This window comes from Variovorax sp. 160MFSha2.1 (assembly GCF_048305075.1).
In the GTDB taxonomy this organism is placed as follows: domain Bacteria; phylum Pseudomonadota; class Gammaproteobacteria; order Burkholderiales; family Burkholderiaceae_C; genus Variovorax; species Variovorax guangxiensis.
In genome coordinates this window covers 5,563,883-5,580,231 of sequence record NZ_CP157624.1, presented here as the reverse complement: position 1 = coordinate 5,580,231, position 16,349 = coordinate 5,563,883, and the positions used below count along the sequence as shown (strand labels likewise).

Here is a 16,349-nt window from a genome sequence, read left to right as displayed (position 1 = left end):
GCGTCCTCGTCTTGAAGTCTTCAGCGCAATGCGGCCACGGCGCGCGCGATGCGCTTGCAGCCTTCCTCCAGCGTCTCGAGCGACGTGGCGATGGAAAGCCGGAAGTAGGGCGAGAGCCCGTAGGCCGTGCCCGCCACCACCGCCACGCCCTCGCTTTCGAGCAGGTACATCACCACGTCGCCGTCTTCGCGCAACTGCCTGCCCTCGGGCGTGGTCTTGCCGATGAGGCCGCCGCAGTTGATGTACAGGTAGAAGGCGCCGGGCGGCGTCGCGCAGCTCAGGCCGGGAATGTCGTTGACCAGCGCCAGCGTGCGGTCGCGCCGCTGCCGGTAGACGGCCACGCTCTCGGTCACGAAGGCCTGGTCGCCGTTGAGCGCCGCCGCTGCCGCCGCCTGGCTCACCGAGCAGCAGTTGCCGGTGGACTGCGAAAGCAGCGTGTCCAGCGCCTTGATCAGGTCCACCGGCCCGGCCGCGTAGCCGATGCGCCAGCCCGTCATCGCATAGGTCTTGGACACGCCGTTCACGATCAGCGTGCGCTCGCGCAGCGAAGGCGCCACGCCGAGGATGTGCGGCAGCGGTTCGCCGTCGAAGCGGATGTGCTCGTAGATCTCGTCGGTCATCACCATCACCTGCGGATGGCGTTCCAGCACCTCGGCCAGCGCGCGGTATTCGGCGGCCGTGTAGCTCGCGCCGGTCGGGTTGCTCGGCGAGTTGATCAGCAGCCAGCGCGTGCGCGGCGTGATGGCCGCCTCGAGCTGCGCGGGCGTCAGCTTGAAGCCGTTGGCCTCGGGGCAGGCCACGGTGACGGGCGTGCCCTCGCAGGCCAGAACCATGTCGGGATACGACACCCAGTAGGGCGCCGGGATGATCACCTCGTCGCCCGGCTCCAGCGTGACCGCGAAGGCGTTGTAGATCGCGCTCTTCGCGCCGCTGGTGGCGATGATCTCGTTCATCGCGTAGCTCAGGCCGTTCTCGCGCTGCAGCTTGGCGACGATGGCTTCGCGCAGCTCCACCGTGCCCGCCATCAGCGTGTAGCGCGTGGCGCCGCGCTCGATGGCGGCCGCCGCGGCCTGGCGGATGTGCGCGGGCGTGTCGAAGTCGGGCTCGCCCACCACGAGGTTCACGATCGACTTGCCCTGCCTGCGCAGTTCGTTGGCGCGGTCGGCGGCCGAGGTGCTGGGCGAGGGCTTGATGCGCCGCACGCGGGTGGCGATTCTGGAGGCAGCGTGGGAAGCAGCGTGTGGGTTGGTGGCTTGCATGGACCGAACGGTACGCACATCGATCCCGCGAGGCCAAGACGAGATTGCACTGGTCGTATAGGCGCAGCTTATGACTCATGGTGAGCACCCATATCCGCCGCGCGGGGCCGGTGCTAGGCTTGGCTTTTGCTTGGGGACAAGGCGTGAACCTGCGACGCCTCAAATACTTCGTGAAGATCGTGGACATCGGAAGCCTCACTCAGGCGGCCGAGGTTCTTTTCATCGCCCAGCCCGCACTGAGCCAGCAGCTGGCCACGCTCGAAGGCGAAGTGCGCCAGCAACTGCTGGTGCGCACCAAGCGCGGCGTGACGCCCACCGAGGCCGGCAAGGTGCTCTACCGCCACGCGCAGATCATCCTGCGCCAGTGCGAGCAGGCTCGCGTCGACATGGAAGCCGCCGGCGAAGGACTGTCGGGCCAGGTGTCGGTGGGCCTGGCGCCGGGTACGGCGGCATCGGCGCTCTCGCTGCCGCTCTTGCGCACCGTGCGCGCGCGGCACCCGGGCATCCTGCTCTACCTGAACGAGAACTACGGCACCACGCTCAGCGAGCTCATCATGAACGGCCGCATGGACCTGGCCGTGCTCTACGGCGACAAGGCCATCCACGGCCTGAGCTTCCTGCCGCTGCTGAAGGAACCGCTCTTCCTGGTCGGGCCGGCCTCGATGCCCGCGCCCTCGCAGCCGGTGAAGCTGGCCGACCTGCGCGACATCGAACTCTTCCTGCCGCGCCCCTACAACGTGGTGCGCAAGCTGGTGGACGCGGCCTTCGTGCGCGCGGGCATGGTGCCGCGCGTGGTGGCGGAGATCGAATCGGCCTTCACCCTCACGGCGGCCATTGCCGACGGGCTGGGCGCCACCATCCTGCCGGCGTCGATGGCGCGCGAGGTGGTGGCGAGCTGCGGCGCATGGCAGTTCCCCATCGTCGATCCGGTCATCGAGGCGCCGCTGGCGCTGTGCCAGTCCGACCACCTGCCACTGTCGGAGCCGGCGCAGGCGGTGAAGGACATCCTGCTCGAACTGGTGGCCGACCTCGCGGGCACCGTCGCGTCCACGCCCGAGCCCGAGATCGCCGCCCTGTCCTGAGCCGGGCGTCATAAGCCGCCCTTATCCCGGCACAGCCAATCCGTCTTGGGCTTTGTGCCCGCTGCCCGCTACCTTTCATGCATGCCGTCACGCGTTCGCGGAACGCGTCGGCCATCGAAGCCCCGGCATGAAGCAGGAACAGATCAAGACGCTCATCGACGCTTTGGCCGCATCGGACCTGGCGGAACTGGAATTCAGCGAGAACGGCAGCACGCTGCGGCTGGTGAAGCTCGCGGCGCTGGGCGTTGCGCCCGCTGCACGGGCGCCTTCCGTCGTACGCAGGGCTCCGCGACAGGCCCTGGAAGCAAGTGCCGATCCGACGGCTGCCGGCACCGAATGCCTCGCGCCGCTGCACGGCGTGGTGCACCTGCAGCCCGCGCCGGGCGAACCGCCTTTCGTGCGGCAGGGCCAGGCCGTGGAAGCCGGCCAGCTGCTGTGCGTGATCGAGGCGATGAAGATGTTCAACGAGGTCCGCGCCGACGCGGGCGGCACCGTGCAGCAGGTGCTCGTGCAGTCGGGCCAGGAAGTGGAAGCGGGGCAGTCCCTGTTCCGCTTCGCCTGAGGAGGCACGCGCGATGTCCTTCGACACCGTCCTCATCGCCAACCGGGGCGAGATCGCCCTGCGCATCCAGCGCGCCTGCCGTGGGCTCGGCCTGCGTACCGTGGTCGTGCACTCCGAGGCCGACCGCGACGCGGTGTATGTCGCGCAGGCAGACCAGGCCCTGTGCCTGGGCCCCGCCGCGCCGGGCCAGAGCTATCTCAACCAGTCCGCCATTCTTTTCGCCGCCGAAGTGAGCGGCGCGCAGGCGATCCATCCCGGCTACGGCTTCCTGTCGGAGAACGCGGGCTTCGCGCAGCGCGTCGAGCAGGCCGGCCTGGTCTTCATCGGCCCCAGCGCCGCCTGCATCCGCACCATGGGCGACAAGGTCTCGGCCAAGCGTGCGATGCGCAAGGCCGGCGTGCCCTGCGTGCCCGGCCCCGACGAGGCGCTGCCCGACGATGCCGCCGCCGTGCAGGCGCTGGCGCGCGAGATCGGCTACCCCGTCATCGTCAAGGCCGCGGGCGGCGGCGGCGGACGCGGCATGCGCGTGGTGCACGACGAGGCGGCGCTGCCCGGGGCGATGGCGCTCACGCGCGAGGAGGCCCGCCAGGCCTTCGGAAACCCCGAGGTCTACATCGAGAAGTTCCTGCTGCACCCGCGTCACGTCGAGATCCAGGTGCTGGCCGACAGCCACGGCAACGCCGTGTGGCTGGGCAGCCGCGACTGCTCGCTGCAGCGGCGCCACCAGAAGGTGATCGAGGAAGCGCCCGCGCCCGGCATCGACGAGGCGCTCTTGGCCGAGGTAGGCGAGCGCTGCGCGGCGGCGTGCCGGCAGATCGGCTACTGCGGCGTCGGCACCTTCGAGTTCCTGTACGAGAAGGGCGCCTTCTACTTCATCGAGATGAACACCCGCCTGCAGGTCGAGCACCCGGTGACGGAGATGACCGCCGGCATCGACATCGTGCAGCAGCAGCTTCGCATGGCGCGCGGCGAGCGCCTGTCGATCGCGCAGGCCGACGTGCACTGCCGGGGCCACGCCATCGAGTGCCGCATCAATGCCGAGAACCCCGACACTTTCGCGCCCTCGCCGGGGCGCATCGCCGGCTGGCAGATGCCCGGCGGCTTCGGCGTGCGCGTCGATTCACACGCGGGCACGGGCTACCGCGTGCCGCCGTACTACGACTCGATGATCGCCAAGCTCATCGTGCACGGCGCGAGCCGCGCCGACGCGCTCGAGCGCATGCGCCTGGCGCTGGCCGAGACGCTCGTGGAAGGCATCGCCACCAACGTGCCGCTGCACCGCGCGCTGCTGAGCGACGAGGGCTTCGCGGCCGGCGGCGTCGACATCCATCATCTCGAACGCTGGCTGCAGCAAAGGAGCGCGGCGTGAGCACGGCACCATCCATCAGCCTCCTGGGCACCACCGCGCTGCTCTTCGAGGCGCCCGGCGGCATGAACCTGCCGTCGCAGCAGCGAATCTGGGCGCTGGCGCGCGAGGCCGAGCGCTGGCCCGAGGTGCGCGAGGCCGTGCCGGGCATGAACAACCTGATGCTCAGCTTCACGCGCGCGCCGCGCCAGCTCGACGCGTTGCGCACGCGCCTGTGCGAAGCCTGGGACGCGGCCACCGCCTTGCCGCGCGAGGGCCGCATCGTCGAACTGCCTGTGGTCTACGGCGGCGAGGGCGGTCCGCACATGGCCGACGTGATGGCGCACACGGGGCTTGGCATCGACGTCATCGTCGAGCTGCACAGCACGCCGCTCTATCCGGTGTACGCGCTGGGCAGCCACCCGGGCTACTGCTACCTGGGCGGCATGGACCCGCGCATCGCCACGCCCCGGCGCAAGGTGCCGGTGCTGAGCATTCCCGGCGGCGCCGTGTCCATCGGCGGCGCGCAGACGGGCGTGTCGGCATCGGCCGGCCCCAGCGGCTGGAACACCATCGGCACCACCTCGATGGTGTTCTTCGACCCCGCGCAGGACCCGCCCGCGATGCTGCAGCCGGGCGACATGATCCGCTTCCGCGTGGAGGGCATCGTCCGATGATCGAGATACTTTCCTCCGCCGCGCTCGCCACCGTGCAGGACCTGGGCCGCACCGGCAGCCTGCGCTGGGGCGTGGGCACTTCGGGCGCCATGGACAACCTCGCGCTGGCCGCCGGCAACCTGCTGCTGGGCAATGCGCTGGGCGCGGCCGCCATAGAGGTGCCGGTGTTCCCGTTCAAGGTGCTCTTCGACGATGACTGCGCCTTCGCGCTCACCGGCGCCGACTGCGCGGCCCGGCTCGACGACCAGCCCCTGCTGCCTTGGTGGGTGCACCAGGCCCGCGCAGGCCAGGTGCTCACGCTGGGCCTGCCGCGGGGCGGTGCCCAGCGCGGCAGCCGCGCCATGCTGTGCGTGGCCGGCGGCATCGACGTGCCCGAGGTGCTGGGCTCGCGCAGCACGCAGCTGCGCGGCGCCTTCGGCGGCCATGAGGGCCGCGCGCTGCGCAAGGGCGACCTGCTGCGTGCGGCTGGCGCCGGGGCTGCGTGCCGCACCGGATTCGGTCTGGTTCCTCCGTCGCTCGCGCTGCCGCTGGAGCGCGACGGCGTCGCGGCCGTGCGCGTGCTGCCCGCCGCCGAGTACATGGCCTTCGAGCCGACCTCGCGCGAGGCCTTCTGGGCCGGCGAATGGAAGATCACGCCGCACAGCGACCGCTACGGCTACCGGCTCGAAGGCGAGGCGCTGCGGCCCATCGCGCCGATGGAGCTGCGCTCGCACGGCATCGTGCCCGGCGTGATCCAGGTGCCGCACAGCGGGCAGCCCATCATCCAGATGCGCGACGCCCAGCCCTCGGGCGGCTACCCCAAGTTCGGCACCGTGATCGAGGCCGACATGTGGCGCCTGGGGCAGGCGCCCATCGGCAGCCGCATCCGCTTCATCGAGACCAGCTGGGACGAGGCGCTCGACGCGCTGGACGAGGTGCGCGCCTGGCTCGACAAGGTGGCGCGAATGGTCGAACTGCACCGCGGCGCGCCCGCCGCCACGAAATGACCGGCATGCAGGACGTTTCCCGACTCGCCGCCTGGCTGGCCGGCACCGACATCGGTTTGCTCGAACTGCGCACGCCGCAGGGCACGCTGCGCCTCGGACGGAAGGGCGACTACATCGTCGAGCTGCCGGAAGAGGAGGAGGAAGAAGAGATCGAACTCGTATCGATCCGCGCCCCTTCGCTCGGCGTCTTCCTGCACGGCCATCCGATGGCCGCCGTGCCGCTGGCACGCATCGGCGCGCGCGTGGCGGCTGGCCAGGCCGTCGGCCTGCTGAAGATCGGCCCGCTGCTGCTTCCGGTGACGGCGCCGCAGGCGGGCATCGTCGACGGCATCCGTGCGGCCGACGGTGTCGCCGTCGGCTACGGCAGCCCGCTGATCGACCTGCATCCCCTCTGACAGAAAGAGAAGGACTCCCCATCATGGACATCGACCTGAACGCCGATCTCGGCGAAGGCTTCGGCCCCTGGCGCATGGGCGAGGACGAAGCCCTGCTGGACATCGTCTCTTCCGCCAACGTGGCCTGCGGTTTCCACGCGGGCGACCCGGTCATCATGGACCGCACCGTGCGCATGGCGCGCCAGCGCGGCGTGGACGTGGGCGCGCACGTGGGCTTTCCCGACCTGATGGGGTTCGGGCGCCGCCAGATGCAGATCGAGACGAAGGAACTGGTGGCCTATGTGCTCTACCAGTTGAGTGCGCTCGACGGCATGGCCCGCACCGCCGGCCACCGCATGACGCACATGAGCTTTCATGGCGCACTGGGCAACATGGCCGCGGCAGATGCCGCGCTGGCCGAGCCGCTGGTGCGGGCTGTGGCCGACTTCGACCCCACGCTCACCGTCAGCACCTCCGCCAGCCGAGCCATCGAGGACGCGGCCGAGCGCTGCGGCTTGCGCGTGCGCCGGACCTTCCTGGCCGACCGCGCCTGTGGAGACGACGGCCTGCTGGTGCCGCGCAAGCTGCCCGGCGCCGTCATCCACGAGCGCGACGCCGTGCTGGCGCGCGTGCGCCAGCTGCTGGAAGAGGGCACCGTCACCAGCGTCACCGGCCGGAAGATCCCGATGCGCGTGCATTCGATCCTGCTGCACGGCGACACCCCCGGCGCTGTGGAGCTGGCGCGTGCCGTGCGCGGCGTGGTGGAGCAGGCGGGGCGCGTGGTGCCCATCTCCAGGCAATCCACCTGACCGCACCTGAGTGCACCTGACCGGTGGGGCGTCGGGGCACGAACATGGTGCTAACCCTTACCCATATACACGGATCGCGGGCGACATAAGGGCGGCTTATCTCTCCACAGCCAATCCGTCTTGGCGCCGCCCGCGGGCGCTGGCTACAGTGAAATCCAGGCAGTCATCTGCCCCCAACGAAAGAACCGAACATGCCGTTTTCCGACTACAAGACCGCACTCGTGACCGGAGCCTCCTCGGGCATCGGCGCCGCCGTCGTCGAGCGCCTGAGCAAGGAAGGCCTGAAGGTGCATGCGCTGGCGCGCAGCGCCGGCAAGCTGGCCGACCTGGCCGCGCGCACCGGCTGCGTTCCGCACGCCGTCGACGTGAGCGACATCGCAGGCATCACCCGGCTCGCGCAGGAAGTCGAGTTCGACGTGCTGGTCAACAACGCCGGCGTCGATCGCCCCGGCTCCATCCTCAAGGCCGACGCCGAGGGCATCGACCTGCTGGTGGACGTGAACCTGCGCGCCGTGCTGCACCTGTGCCGGCTCGTGGTGCCGGGCATGGTCGCGCGCGACCGCGGGCACGTGGTCAACATCAGCTCCATCGCCGGCGCCTACAACTTCGGCGGCAACAGCACCTACCACGCGACCAAGGCTGCGGTGAGCATGCTGTCGCGCCAGCTGCGCATCGACTGCTTCGGCAAGCGCGTGCGCGTGACCGAGATCTGTCCGGGGCGCGTGGCCACGGACATCTTCGCGCACGTGCACGGCGACTCCGAGGACACCTACAAGCGCTTCGTCGAGGGATTTGAGCTGCCGCAGGCCGAGGACATCGCCGGCGCCATCGCCTTCGCCATCGCGGCGCCCATTGCGGTGAACGTGGGGCACATGGAGATCACGCCCACGCTGCAGGTGCCCGGCGGCCTCTCGACCACCCGGCCCGAAACTCCGCGCGGCTGATTCCCCCAGGTCCATGCACGCCAGCCAAAGGAACAGCGCATGAAGGACTTCGACCTGTTGGCGATCCTGCTGAAACCGGAGTTCGGCGACATGCTGCTGCACGGCATGCTGGAGACGCTGAGGATCGCGGCCGGCTCCTGGCTGCTGGCGATGACCATGGCTGTCGTGCTGCTGGTGGTGCGGCTCACGCCGAACCGCATCGCCGAACGCGCGGTGGCCGGTTATGTCTCCTACCACCGCAACGTGCCCACGCTGGTGCAGCTCATGTTCTGGTACTTCGGCATCTTCAGCCTGCTGCCCGACGCGCTGCAGGGCTGGCTGTCGGCCAACAACGCGGAGCGGCTGCTGTCGATCGTCGCGCTCGGCCTGTGCCAGGCCGCCTACTTCAGCGAGGACATGCGCTCGGGGCTGCGCGCCGTGCCGGCGGGGCAGGCCGAGGCCGCTCGCGCGCTCGGCCACGGCTACATCGGCTCGATGCGCCACGTGATGCTGCCGCAGGCGATCCGCAATGCGGTGCCGGCGCTGGTCAACCACAGCGTGTCGCTCTTCAAGAACAGCAGCCTGGCCATGGCCATCGGCGTGGCCGAGCTGACGCACGCGGTGAAGGAGATCGAGAGCCAGAGCTTCCGCACCTTCGAGGCCTACAGCGTGGCCACCGTGCTGTACCTGGTGTGCTCGCTGCTCATCATGGCCGTGGGCGGATGGCTGTCGCGGCGCTATCGCATCGCGGGAACAAGGTAAGCGGGGCATCGCATGTACAGCGTCTACGAAATTCTTCGCGACAACTGGCTGCTGCTGCTGGTCGGCCAGTACCCCAACGGTCCGCTCGGCGGCATCGTCGCCACGCTGATCCTCTCGGTGCTGGGCATTGTGCTGGCCTTTCCGCTGTCGGTGCTGCTCGCGCTGGCGCGGTTGTCGCCCTGGCGCGTGCTGCGCTGGCCCGCCACCGTGCTGGTGTACGTGGTGCGCGGCGTGCCGCTGCTGATGGTGATCCTGTGGGTCTATTTCCTGGTGCCGCTTCTCATCGGGCGCGAGGTGTCGGGCTTCACCACCATGCTGTGCACGCTGGTGATCTACGAGGGCGCGTATCTCTCCGAGGTGGTGCGCGCGGGCATCCAGGCCCTGCCCAAGGGCCAGACCGAGGCGGCGCGCGCGCTGGGCCACAGCCACCTGGGAACCATGTGGTTCGTGATCCTGCCGCAGGCGCTCTACAACATGCTGCCGAGCATGCTGAGCCAGTTCATCTCCACCATCAAGGAGACCACGCTGGGCTACGTGATCAACGTGCAGGAACTCACCTTCGCGGCCAACCAGATCAACAACCAGCTGCTGACCAAGCCCTTCCAGGTGTTCTTCATCCTGGCGATGACCTACTACGTGGTCTGCTTCAGCCTGACCCAGCTCACCCAGTGGCTGGAACGGCGCATCGCGCACAAGCGGCTCGGCGCGGTGCAGGTCCAACCCGCGGCCGGAGACAGCACGCCGCTTCCTTCGCCGGTGGCGGCGCCACAGCCATGACCATGACGACGCCCGCTCCCTACACATCGCCCGCCAGGGACGACACCATGATCCTGTTCTCGAACATCAACAAGTGGTACGGCGACTACCAGGCGCTGGCCGACATCAACGCCGAGGTGAAGAAGGGCGAGGTGGTGGTGGTCTGCGGCCCTTCGGGCTCGGGCAAGTCCACGCTGATCCGCACCGTGAACCGGCTGGAGGAAGTGAAGTCGGGGCAGCTGCTCTTCGATGGCCACGACATCCACGCGCCCATGGGCGGCGCGGCGCTGAACAAACTGCGCAGCCGCATCGGCTTCGTGTTCCAGAGCTTCAACCTGTTTCCGCACCTGTCGGTGATGGAGAACATCATGCTGTCGCCGATGCGCGTGCTGGGTGTGAAGCGCGCCGACGCGAAGGCCAAGGCCGGGCAGCTGCTGGAGCGCGTGGGCCTGTCGAACAAGGCGGGCGCATACCCGGCACAGCTCTCCGGCGGCCAGCAGCAGCGCGTGGCCATTGCCCGCGCGCTGGCGATGGAGCCGCCGGCCATGCTGTTCGACGAGCCCACCAGCGCGCTCGACCCCGAGATGGTGGGCGAGGTGTTGTCGGTGATGCGCGCGCTGGCGCACGACGGCATGACCATGATGTGCGTCACCCACGAGATGAACTTCGCCCGCGAGGTGGCCGACCGCGTCTGGTTCATGGACGCGGGGCGCATCCTCGAGAAGGCCGACCCCGCCACCTTCTTCGGCAGCCCGCAGCATCCGCGCGCGCAGCGCTTCCTGTCGGACCTGCGCGCGCACTGAGCCGCACCGGTTTTCTCTTCGCCTTTCTCTCCGCTTTCTCGCCTCGAATCCCACACAAGGAGTTCCCCATGTCGAACCAGACCGTCTTTCGTCTCTGCGCCGTCGGTGCATGTCTTGGCGCGGCCTCGCTGCTCGCGCACGCCGACCAGTGGAGCGACATCAGCCAGCGCAAGGAACTCAGGTGCGGCACCTTCGCCGACGTTCCGCCATTTGCCGCGCCCGACCCCAAGACGCGCGAGATGGTGGGCCACGACGTCGACCTGTGCAACGCGCTGGCCAAGGAACTGGGCCTCACCGCCAAGGTCACGCCGCTGTCGGTGGAAGCGCGCGTGCCCGAGGTGAAGCTCGGCCGCGTCGACGTGACCATCGCGAACCTGGCCTACACCAAGAGCCGCGGCGAGCAGATCCAGTTCAGCGACCCGTACTACGTGGCCAAGGAGATGCTGGCCGTGAAGGTCTCCGACCCCGGCACCACCAAGGCCGACTTCAAGGGCAAGCGCCTTAGCTCGACCAAGGGTTCCACCTCCGAGCTGTCGATCAAGATGAACGGCTCCGAGCCGGTCACCTTCCAGGACACCGGCTCGGCCTTCATGGCTGTGCAGCAGAACAAGTCGGTGGGCATGGTCGCCAACACCATGACCATCACCAAGCTGGTCAACCAGTCGAAGACCGGCGGCGTGGCGCTGAAGATGATCAGCGAGCCGATGGTGCTGCAGCCCGTGGGCATCGGCATGAAGAAGGACGAGCCCGTGCTGCTGTCGAAGGTGAACGCGGCCCTCTATGCGCTGGAGAAGTCGGGCGAGCTCGACCGCCTCTGGGCCAAGTGGCTGGGCCCGAACACCGAATACAAGATGGTGCGTGAAGAGAAGGTCACGCCGCTTGCCGAGCTCAAGTTCGAGATGCTGCCCTGAGCTGAACCTCAGTCGTAGTTGGTGAAACGGCTGGGCTCCTGCGTCTGCGGATTCAGCGGCTGATAGCCCTGGATGTTCTGCAGCAGCGTGCTCGTCGGGTTCGAGCCGATGTTGCCGAAGCCGTTGAACTGGATCTGGAACATCAGCCGCGTATCGGGCGTCGTGCGGCCCGACACCAGCCGCTCCAGCACCACGCGGCCGACCCAGCAGCAGGCGTTGTACTCGGCGCCGATCAGGCTGTCTGACATCGCGCGGTCGTGCAGGCTGTAGCTCAGCCGGCCCACCGCGTACCAGCGGCCCGGATCGCCGGGCTTTCTTTCGCCGAAGAGCCCCCTGGTCAGCTCGCTCAGCGGCCACTGCCAGTTGAAGTCCACCGTCTTCGTGCCGTCGTTCGCGGTGGTGGTGCTGTCGGCCTGGTAGCGGAAGGCCGCGGTGAGCGTGTGATACGGCGCGGGCGTGTAGCGCAGGGTGAGCGCGTCGCGCGTGCTCTTGCCGGTGTCCATGTTGTACTGGGCCAGGCCGTCGATGCTCCACTTGGGGTTCCAGTGCACCTGCCCGCCGAGGATGAAGTCGCCCGAGCGGTCGGTCACTGCGGTGCCGCCCGGCAGCGTGACGTTCTGGTCGCTGAAGCGCAAGCGCTGCGCGACGCCGAAGCGCGCCGACTCGGCGCCGGTGGTGGGGTCGATCAGCCGCGTGGTCACGCCCGTGGTCAGCGTGTTGGTGTCGGAGATGCGGTCGTTGCCCGAAAACGCGTTCTCCGTGTAGAGGGTGGCGAAGCTGATGTCGTTGGCGGCCGTGTCGTACACCGGCAGCTGGCTCTGGTCGCGGTAGGGCGTGCGCACGTAGAAAGCTCGCGGTTCCAGCGTCTGGCGCCATGCGCGGCCGAAGAGATTGGTGTCGCGCTCGAACACCAGGCCGCTGTCGAGGCTCACGGTGGGCACCACGCTGCTGATGGAGGTCGCACCGCTGGCCAGCGCCGAGTCGAGCTGGTAGGAGGCCGTGTGCAGCAGCAGCTTCGGAATGACGTAGCCGCCCGGCGTGATCCACGGCCGGCTGATCTGCAGGTTGCCCACCATGCGCTCGCCATTGGGCTGCTTGATGCCGTTGAGCGTGGGCGAATAGGCCGAGTCGACCTCGAAGCGCGAGTAGTCCAGCGTGCCCGACACGTCGAAGCCGTGCCAGTCGTACTTGTTGTAGTTGGCCGTGATCTGAGGCACGCGGTTGTACGAGGGCGTGATCGGCGAGGCCGCGTATTGCAGCGTCTGGTAGGAGAGGGTGCGCGCCTGGCCGCTCCAGTCGCCCTTGCTCCAGTTGAGGTCCACCTCGTTGGTGAGCGTGCGCGAGGTCAGCGTGGGCGAGTGCGTGAAGTCGCGCCAGTAGTCGTCGTCGCTCACGCGGTTGATGTTGAACGAGGTGCTCAGCGAATCCAGCCCGAAGGGCTTGGGGTCGAACTGCTGGCTGTGCCTGGCCCACAGGCCCCAGCGGTTGCGGTCGCGCAGGCTGTCGCTGGGCATCTCGTCGATGCGGATCTGGCCGCTGTAGGTCTTCTCCAGGTAGCGGAACTCGGTGCCCAAGTTCACACCCCGGTTGCTCATGAGTTCCGGGTACAGCGTGAGGTCGCGGTTCGGCGCGATGTTCCAGTAGTAGGGCTGCAGATACTCGAAGCCGTTGGTGGTGTCGAAGCCGATCACCGGCGGCAGCAGGCCGCTCTGGCGCGCGTTGCTCAGCGGGAAGCTCACCGACGGTATGGGCGGGGTGGTGATGCCGAGGAAGGCGATCTGCGCGTCGGTGGCGGTCGCGAGGTTGGTCTCGGAGTCGGTGGTCATCGTGACCGCCGTGAGCATCCACGCGGGCATCCAGCCCGGGTAGTTCTCGCGCAGGCAGGTGGTGTAGGTGACATGCCGCGCCACAGACACCTTCGGATCGACGAAGTCGATGCGCTCGGCCTCGCCGTGCGCGCCGTTGGCCAGCAGCGTGTAGCGCACGTGGTCGAAGAAGCCCTCGAAACTCTCGACCTTCAGATGCAGCTCGGGGCCCTCGTACACGTTGCCGGCCTGGTTCAGGTGCACGTTGCCGGTGGCCGTGGCGAGGTCGCCCGGCGGCTGGTATTCGAGCCGGTCGGCGGTGATGCGCGTGTCGCCGCGCCGCAGCGCGGCATTGCCCTCCACCGTCACTTCGAGGTCGGGCCGGCCGCCGAGCCTGTCGCCGTCGACGATGCTGGGGCGCAGACCGCGCTCGGCCGGCGGGATGGTCTCTGCCAGCTCGGGCGTTCGGTGCAGCGTGAGCGGCGCCTCGGTCCATGTGTCTTCCTGTGCCGTGGCCGCCTGCGCGCGCAGCATGAGCAGCGAAAGCAGCACCATCGGCGGCAGCGGAAACAAACCGCGCCAGCGTAGTTTCATGTGAAGAGAAGAGTGTGCGGAGAGAGGCCGGTATCCGCTCAGGCGTCCTGCCTGGCCTGCGATTCCCATGCGAAGCCGACGCCGTAGACCGAGCGGATCCAGTCGTGCGCGGCCGAGACGGTGGCCAGCTTCTTCCTGAGGTTCTTGATGTGCGTATCGACCACGCGCTCGTTGACGTCCAGCGCTTCCGGGAAGGCGGCCTCCAGCAGCTTGGAGCGCGTCAGCACCTTGCCCGGCTCCCTGGAGAGCGCGCGCAGCAGCAGCGATTCGCGGCGCGTCAGCGGCAGGTAGTGCCCGTCGAGGATCGCGCAGCCGCGTACCGCGCCGAAGGTGATCGGCATGCCCGGGCGCGCGACGCGCTGGCGCTGCGCGTAGCGGCGCAGCACCGTGCCGATGCGCACCGCCACCTCGCGCGGCGAGAAGGGCTTGCACACGTAGTCGTCGGCGCCGAGCTCGAAGCCGCGCAGCCGGTCGGCCTCCTGCGCGAGCGCGGTCAGCATGATGATCGGGTGGTCGCTGCGTGCGCGGATCTTCTCCAGTATCTGCAGGCCGCTGACGCGCGGCAGTTCCACGTCGAGCAGGGTGAGCGCGGGCGGCGAGGTCAGGATGCGGTGCAGCGCGACCGCGCCGTCCTCGATGTGCTCGGTCTCGTGCCCCGCGCGGCGCAGTTCGTCGAGCAGCACCGAGGCGGCGTCGTGGCCTTCCTCCACCAGCAGGATGCGGCTCATCGCGTCATTGCAGCTTCAGGGCCCCGGGCTGCGCGGTGCGCTCGCGGCAGTTGCGCATGTGGTCGTCCACCGTGAGCTCGCCCTGCAGGTCGGTCAGCAACTGCAGCGTGCGGTCGATGGCGGCGTTGTCGAGCATGGGGTAGCCCTGCTCGCTGCGGCCGTTGTTGCGCGCCACGCGCGCGATGTAGGGAAGGTCTTGCGGCGTGATGACGACGGTGGGCATCACGCCTTCGAGCTCCACGCCGTCGAAGGGCAGCATCACGAAGTACTGCACGCGCAGGTCGGAAGGCATCAGGCTGCGCAGGTGCGTGGTCTTGCGGCCGCACTGCCAGGCCGGGTCCTTCACCTCGCGGGCCAGAGAGTGCCCGTGCTGGCGCAGGAACCAGCGCGGCACCGTTTGCGTGGAGGTCTTGCGATACACCACCGCGTTGCGCCAGCCCTTCACCTCGAACAGGTACACGCCGGCCTCGCAAACCAGCGCGACGTCGAAGCGGGCCGTGGGAACGGCGCTGCCTTCGTACATGGGAATGACGAGGTCGCGCAGCACGTGCATGCGTCCGAACGCAGGCTGGAACGCGGCGGCGAGCTGCTGGATGGCCAGCGTGGTGGCGGCGCTGGTCGCGGGTTCGCTGTCGGGGGAGCAGGCGCGGCGCGCGAGCGCGGCGGGGTCCGGCTTCTTGTGTCCGTGGCCGGCCAGTGTCAGCACGGGGCGGGCCGGAACTTTGTGCAGGGCTGTGGTCATTCGGTGCTCCTTCGGAACTCAAGGATTGCGCAACTTTCGGGAGACTTTGTGCAGAAACGGAATTTGCTCGTTCTGTCCTGTGCACTCGGCTTGTGCGGAGCGCGGGTCGGCGACGGTGTCGATGGATGCACCGCTTCCGATGCTTCTCATGAGAACGACCCATGCGAGCGCGAGCTCGCCGTTGGCCGCGGCCAGCACATGCAGGTCGAGCAGCAGGCCCTGGAAGTCCTCCATGAGCTGCACTTCTGAAATCTCTCCACGGTCGCGCCGCCGCTTCGACACCTCGAAGCCCGCGCGCGCATTCACCACGCGCGCGTAGGCGGTGTTTGCGATGTCGCTCTGCATCTGCAGGCGGCGCAGCGCCTCGGCGACCTGCTCGCGCGCCTGTGCGACCGCGCGTGCATAGAGTGGCTTGCCGGGCACTTCGATGTCCTGCGCTTCGTCGGTTGCCGCCGCATCGATGGTGCCCGCGGGCATCGCCGCCGGGTCGGCGTCGTAGAGCGCGGCAGTCAGGTTGATGTCGTTCCTGTTGGCGAGCACCGTCATCGGCAGCTCGCGCGGCACCTCGGCCGCGAAGCGGGGAAGCGATTTGTCCTGCAATGCATCGGCGAGCATCTCGCCGAGCGCCGCTTCGCTCATGTGGCACTGTTTCGCGAGGTAGGCGACGTAGCTCGCGCGCTGTGCCTGCAGCTTCTCGATGGTGGCCTGCGCGCCCGACTGGCGCTGCGCGAGCTGTTTCGCAAAGTCGTCGTACGGCAGCTTCGCGCCCTTGATCAGCATCGTCTGCCGCGCGATGGCCGCGCGCGTGTTCTCCAGGTAGCTCGACTCCAGCGTCTTCACCTTGAGCGCGATGTAGGTCGCGGCGATGCCGGCTTCGGCATTGCCGTCGCGCGACGCGGCAATCAACCTGTCCAGCGCGGGGTCTTCGAAGGCGGACCACCAGGAGCGTGTGTCCGCCTGTGCGCGTGGCGCAGTGGGTGCTCCTTGCGCGGCATGGCCGGCGAGCATGTGCGCGGCAAGCTGCTGCGAAGTGCGATGGACCATCGCGATGCTCGTGCTGGCGCAGGCGATGGCGAGTGCGCCGCACACGGCCGCCAGCAGGGTTCGTGAACGCATCACCTTCGGGTCTCCAGCTTCGTCATGCACGGATCTTTTCAGGCGATCTGGGAGAAATTTGAAGGGCGGTGTAACGCTCACGCGAAGAGGTCTGATGTGCGCGAACAACACTCCG

General features: G+C 68.6%; 17 protein-coding genes. 12 read left to right on the top strand and 5 right to left on the bottom strand.

Features of this window, described 5'->3' with window-relative positions:
• Nucleotides 1-20: 20 nt before the first annotated feature.
• Nucleotides 21-1,259: an aspartate transaminase gene (locus ABL838_RS25530; protein ID WP_418122480.1), complete on the bottom strand. Its 1,239-nt coding sequence runs from the start codon at nucleotides 1,257-1,259 to the stop codon at nucleotides 21-23.
• Nucleotides 1,260-1,402: 143 nt separating this feature from the next.
• Between ABL838_RS25530 and nac the strand changes: the two genes are divergently transcribed.
• The 12 genes from nac to ABL838_RS25470 all read left to right on the top strand — a co-directional run bounded on the left by nac (nucleotide 1,403) and on the right by ABL838_RS25470 (nucleotide 11,249).
• Nucleotides 1,403-2,341 carry a nitrogen assimilation transcriptional regulator NAC gene (gene nac / locus ABL838_RS25525; RefSeq protein WP_184642227.1) on the top strand — a complete coding sequence of 313 codons (939 nt, stop codon included), beginning with the start codon at nucleotides 1,403-1,405 and terminating at the stop codon, nucleotides 2,339-2,341.
• A gap of 127 nt (nucleotides 2,342-2,468) precedes the next feature.
• Complete coding sequence (locus ABL838_RS25520) at nucleotides 2,469-2,903, top strand: acetyl-CoA carboxylase biotin carboxyl carrier protein (protein ID WP_418122477.1); 435 nt, start codon at nucleotides 2,469-2,471, stop codon at nucleotides 2,901-2,903.
• 13 nt (nucleotides 2,904-2,916) lie between these two features.
• On the top strand, nucleotides 2,917-4,272 hold the full coding sequence (gene accC / locus ABL838_RS25515; RefSeq protein WP_418122475.1) for an acetyl-CoA carboxylase biotin carboxylase subunit: 1,356 nt from the start codon (nucleotides 2,917-2,919) through the stop codon (nucleotides 4,270-4,272).
• Nucleotides 4,269-4,925, top strand: coding sequence for a 5-oxoprolinase subunit PxpB (gene pxpB / locus ABL838_RS25510; protein ID WP_418117741.1), 657 nt, complete (start codon nucleotides 4,269-4,271; stop codon nucleotides 4,923-4,925). The genes accC and pxpB overlap by 4 nt, the downstream gene beginning before the upstream one ends.
• Complete coding sequence (locus tag ABL838_RS25505; RefSeq protein ID WP_418122473.1) at nucleotides 4,922-5,911, top strand: biotin-dependent carboxyltransferase family protein; 990 nt, start codon at nucleotides 4,922-4,924, stop codon at nucleotides 5,909-5,911. Before pxpB ends, ABL838_RS25505 begins: the two co-directional genes overlap by 4 nt.
• Before the next feature lie 5 nt (nucleotides 5,912-5,916).
• Nucleotides 5,917-6,306 carry an acetyl-CoA carboxylase biotin carboxyl carrier protein gene (locus tag ABL838_RS25500; RefSeq protein WP_418122471.1) on the top strand — a complete coding sequence of 130 codons (390 nt, stop codon included), beginning with the start codon at nucleotides 5,917-5,919 and terminating at the stop codon, nucleotides 6,304-6,306.
• 23 nt (nucleotides 6,307-6,329) lie between these two features.
• The gene (locus ABL838_RS25495; protein ID WP_418122470.1) at nucleotides 6,330-7,094 is read left to right on the top strand and encodes a LamB/YcsF family protein; all 765 of its coding nucleotides are present in this window, start codon (nucleotides 6,330-6,332) and stop codon (nucleotides 7,092-7,094) included.
• A gap of 191 nt (nucleotides 7,095-7,285) precedes the next feature.
• On the top strand, nucleotides 7,286-8,038 hold the full coding sequence (locus tag ABL838_RS25490; RefSeq protein WP_418122468.1) for an SDR family oxidoreductase: 753 nt from the start codon (nucleotides 7,286-7,288) through the stop codon (nucleotides 8,036-8,038).
• Between the two features lie 39 nt (nucleotides 8,039-8,077).
• A complete protein-coding gene (locus ABL838_RS25485; RefSeq protein WP_184642220.1) occupies nucleotides 8,078-8,779 on the top strand; it encodes an amino acid ABC transporter permease in 702 nt (233 codons plus the stop codon).
• Nucleotides 8,780-8,791: 12 nt separating this feature from the next.
• Nucleotides 8,792-9,556, top strand: coding sequence for an amino acid ABC transporter permease (locus tag ABL838_RS25480; protein ID WP_369660944.1), 765 nt, complete (start codon nucleotides 8,792-8,794; stop codon nucleotides 9,554-9,556).
• Nucleotides 9,557-9,603: 47 nt separating this feature from the next.
• A complete protein-coding gene (locus tag ABL838_RS25475) occupies nucleotides 9,604-10,338 on the top strand; it encodes an amino acid ABC transporter ATP-binding protein (RefSeq protein ID WP_184642271.1) in 735 nt (244 codons plus the stop codon).
• Nucleotides 10,339-10,406: 68 nt separating this feature from the next.
• A complete protein-coding gene (locus ABL838_RS25470) occupies nucleotides 10,407-11,249 on the top strand; it encodes an ABC transporter substrate-binding protein (protein ID WP_418122466.1) in 843 nt (280 codons plus the stop codon).
• An 8-nt stretch (nucleotides 11,250-11,257) separates the two neighbouring features.
• Here the strand turns inward: ABL838_RS25470 and ABL838_RS25465 are convergent, their stop codons facing one another.
• The 4 genes from ABL838_RS25465 to ABL838_RS25450 are packed head-to-tail and all read right to left on the bottom strand — an operon-like array spanning nucleotide 11,258 to nucleotide 16,234.
• Nucleotides 11,258-13,648 (bottom strand): LPS-assembly protein LptD, encoded by a 2,391-nt coding sequence (locus tag ABL838_RS25465; protein ID WP_418122465.1) that lies wholly within the window; start codon nucleotides 13,646-13,648, stop codon nucleotides 11,258-11,260.
• Nucleotides 13,649-13,686: 38 nt separating this feature from the next.
• A complete protein-coding gene (locus tag ABL838_RS25460; RefSeq protein ID WP_369660947.1) occupies nucleotides 13,687-14,376 on the bottom strand; it encodes a response regulator in 690 nt (229 codons plus the stop codon).
• A 4-nt stretch (nucleotides 14,377-14,380) separates the two neighbouring features.
• Nucleotides 14,381-15,118 (bottom strand): nuclease-related domain-containing protein, encoded by a 738-nt coding sequence (locus ABL838_RS25455; RefSeq protein ID WP_184642215.1) that lies wholly within the window; start codon nucleotides 15,116-15,118, stop codon nucleotides 14,381-14,383.
• 18 nt (nucleotides 15,119-15,136) lie between these two features.
• On the bottom strand, nucleotides 15,137-16,234 hold the full coding sequence (locus ABL838_RS25450; RefSeq protein ID WP_418122464.1) for a hypothetical protein: 1,098 nt from the start codon (nucleotides 16,232-16,234) through the stop codon (nucleotides 15,137-15,139).
• Between the last annotated feature and the right edge of the window lie 115 nt (nucleotides 16,235-16,349).

What these genes read in the sequence shown, in the direction of transcription:
- ABL838_RS25500 (WP_418122471.1), top strand. Translation starts at nt 5,917, where the DNA reads ATGCAGGACGTTTCCCGACTCGCCGCCTGGCTGGCCGGCACCGACATC.
- ABL838_RS25475 (WP_184642271.1), top strand. Translation starts at nt 9,604, where the DNA reads ATGATCCTGTTCTCGAACATCAACAAGTGGTACGGCGACTACCAGGCG.
- ABL838_RS25505 (WP_418122473.1), top strand. Translation starts at nt 4,922, where the DNA reads ATGATCGAGATACTTTCCTCCGCCGCGCTCGCCACCGTGCAGGACCTG.
- ABL838_RS25450 (WP_418122464.1), bottom strand. Translation starts at nt 16,234, where the DNA reads ATGCGTTCACGAACCCTGCTGGCGGCCGTGTGCGGCGCACTCGCCATC.
- ABL838_RS25495 (WP_418122470.1), top strand. Translation starts at nt 6,330, where the DNA reads ATGGACATCGACCTGAACGCCGATCTCGGCGAAGGCTTCGGCCCCTGG.
- ABL838_RS25465 (WP_418122465.1), bottom strand. Translation starts at nt 13,648, where the DNA reads ATGAAACTACGCTGGCGCGGTTTGTTTCCGCTGCCGCCGATGGTGCTG.
- ABL838_RS25460 (WP_369660947.1), bottom strand. Translation starts at nt 14,376, where the DNA reads ATGAGCCGCATCCTGCTGGTGGAGGAAGGCCACGACGCCGCCTCGGTG.
- ABL838_RS25480 (WP_369660944.1), top strand. Translation starts at nt 8,792, where the DNA reads ATGTACAGCGTCTACGAAATTCTTCGCGACAACTGGCTGCTGCTGCTG.
- ABL838_RS25485 (WP_184642220.1), top strand. Translation starts at nt 8,078, where the DNA reads ATGAAGGACTTCGACCTGTTGGCGATCCTGCTGAAACCGGAGTTCGGC.
- ABL838_RS25530 (WP_418122480.1), bottom strand. Translation starts at nt 1,259, where the DNA reads ATGCAAGCCACCAACCCACACGCTGCTTCCCACGCTGCCTCCAGAATC.
- ABL838_RS25455 (WP_184642215.1), bottom strand. Translation starts at nt 15,118, where the DNA reads ATGACCACAGCCCTGCACAAAGTTCCGGCCCGCCCCGTGCTGACACTG.
- accC (WP_418122475.1), top strand. Translation starts at nt 2,917, where the DNA reads ATGTCCTTCGACACCGTCCTCATCGCCAACCGGGGCGAGATCGCCCTG.
- ABL838_RS25520 (WP_418122477.1), top strand. Translation starts at nt 2,469, where the DNA reads ATGAAGCAGGAACAGATCAAGACGCTCATCGACGCTTTGGCCGCATCG.
- ABL838_RS25470 (WP_418122466.1), top strand. Translation starts at nt 10,407, where the DNA reads ATGTCGAACCAGACCGTCTTTCGTCTCTGCGCCGTCGGTGCATGTCTT.
- ABL838_RS25490 (WP_418122468.1), top strand. Translation starts at nt 7,286, where the DNA reads ATGCCGTTTTCCGACTACAAGACCGCACTCGTGACCGGAGCCTCCTCG.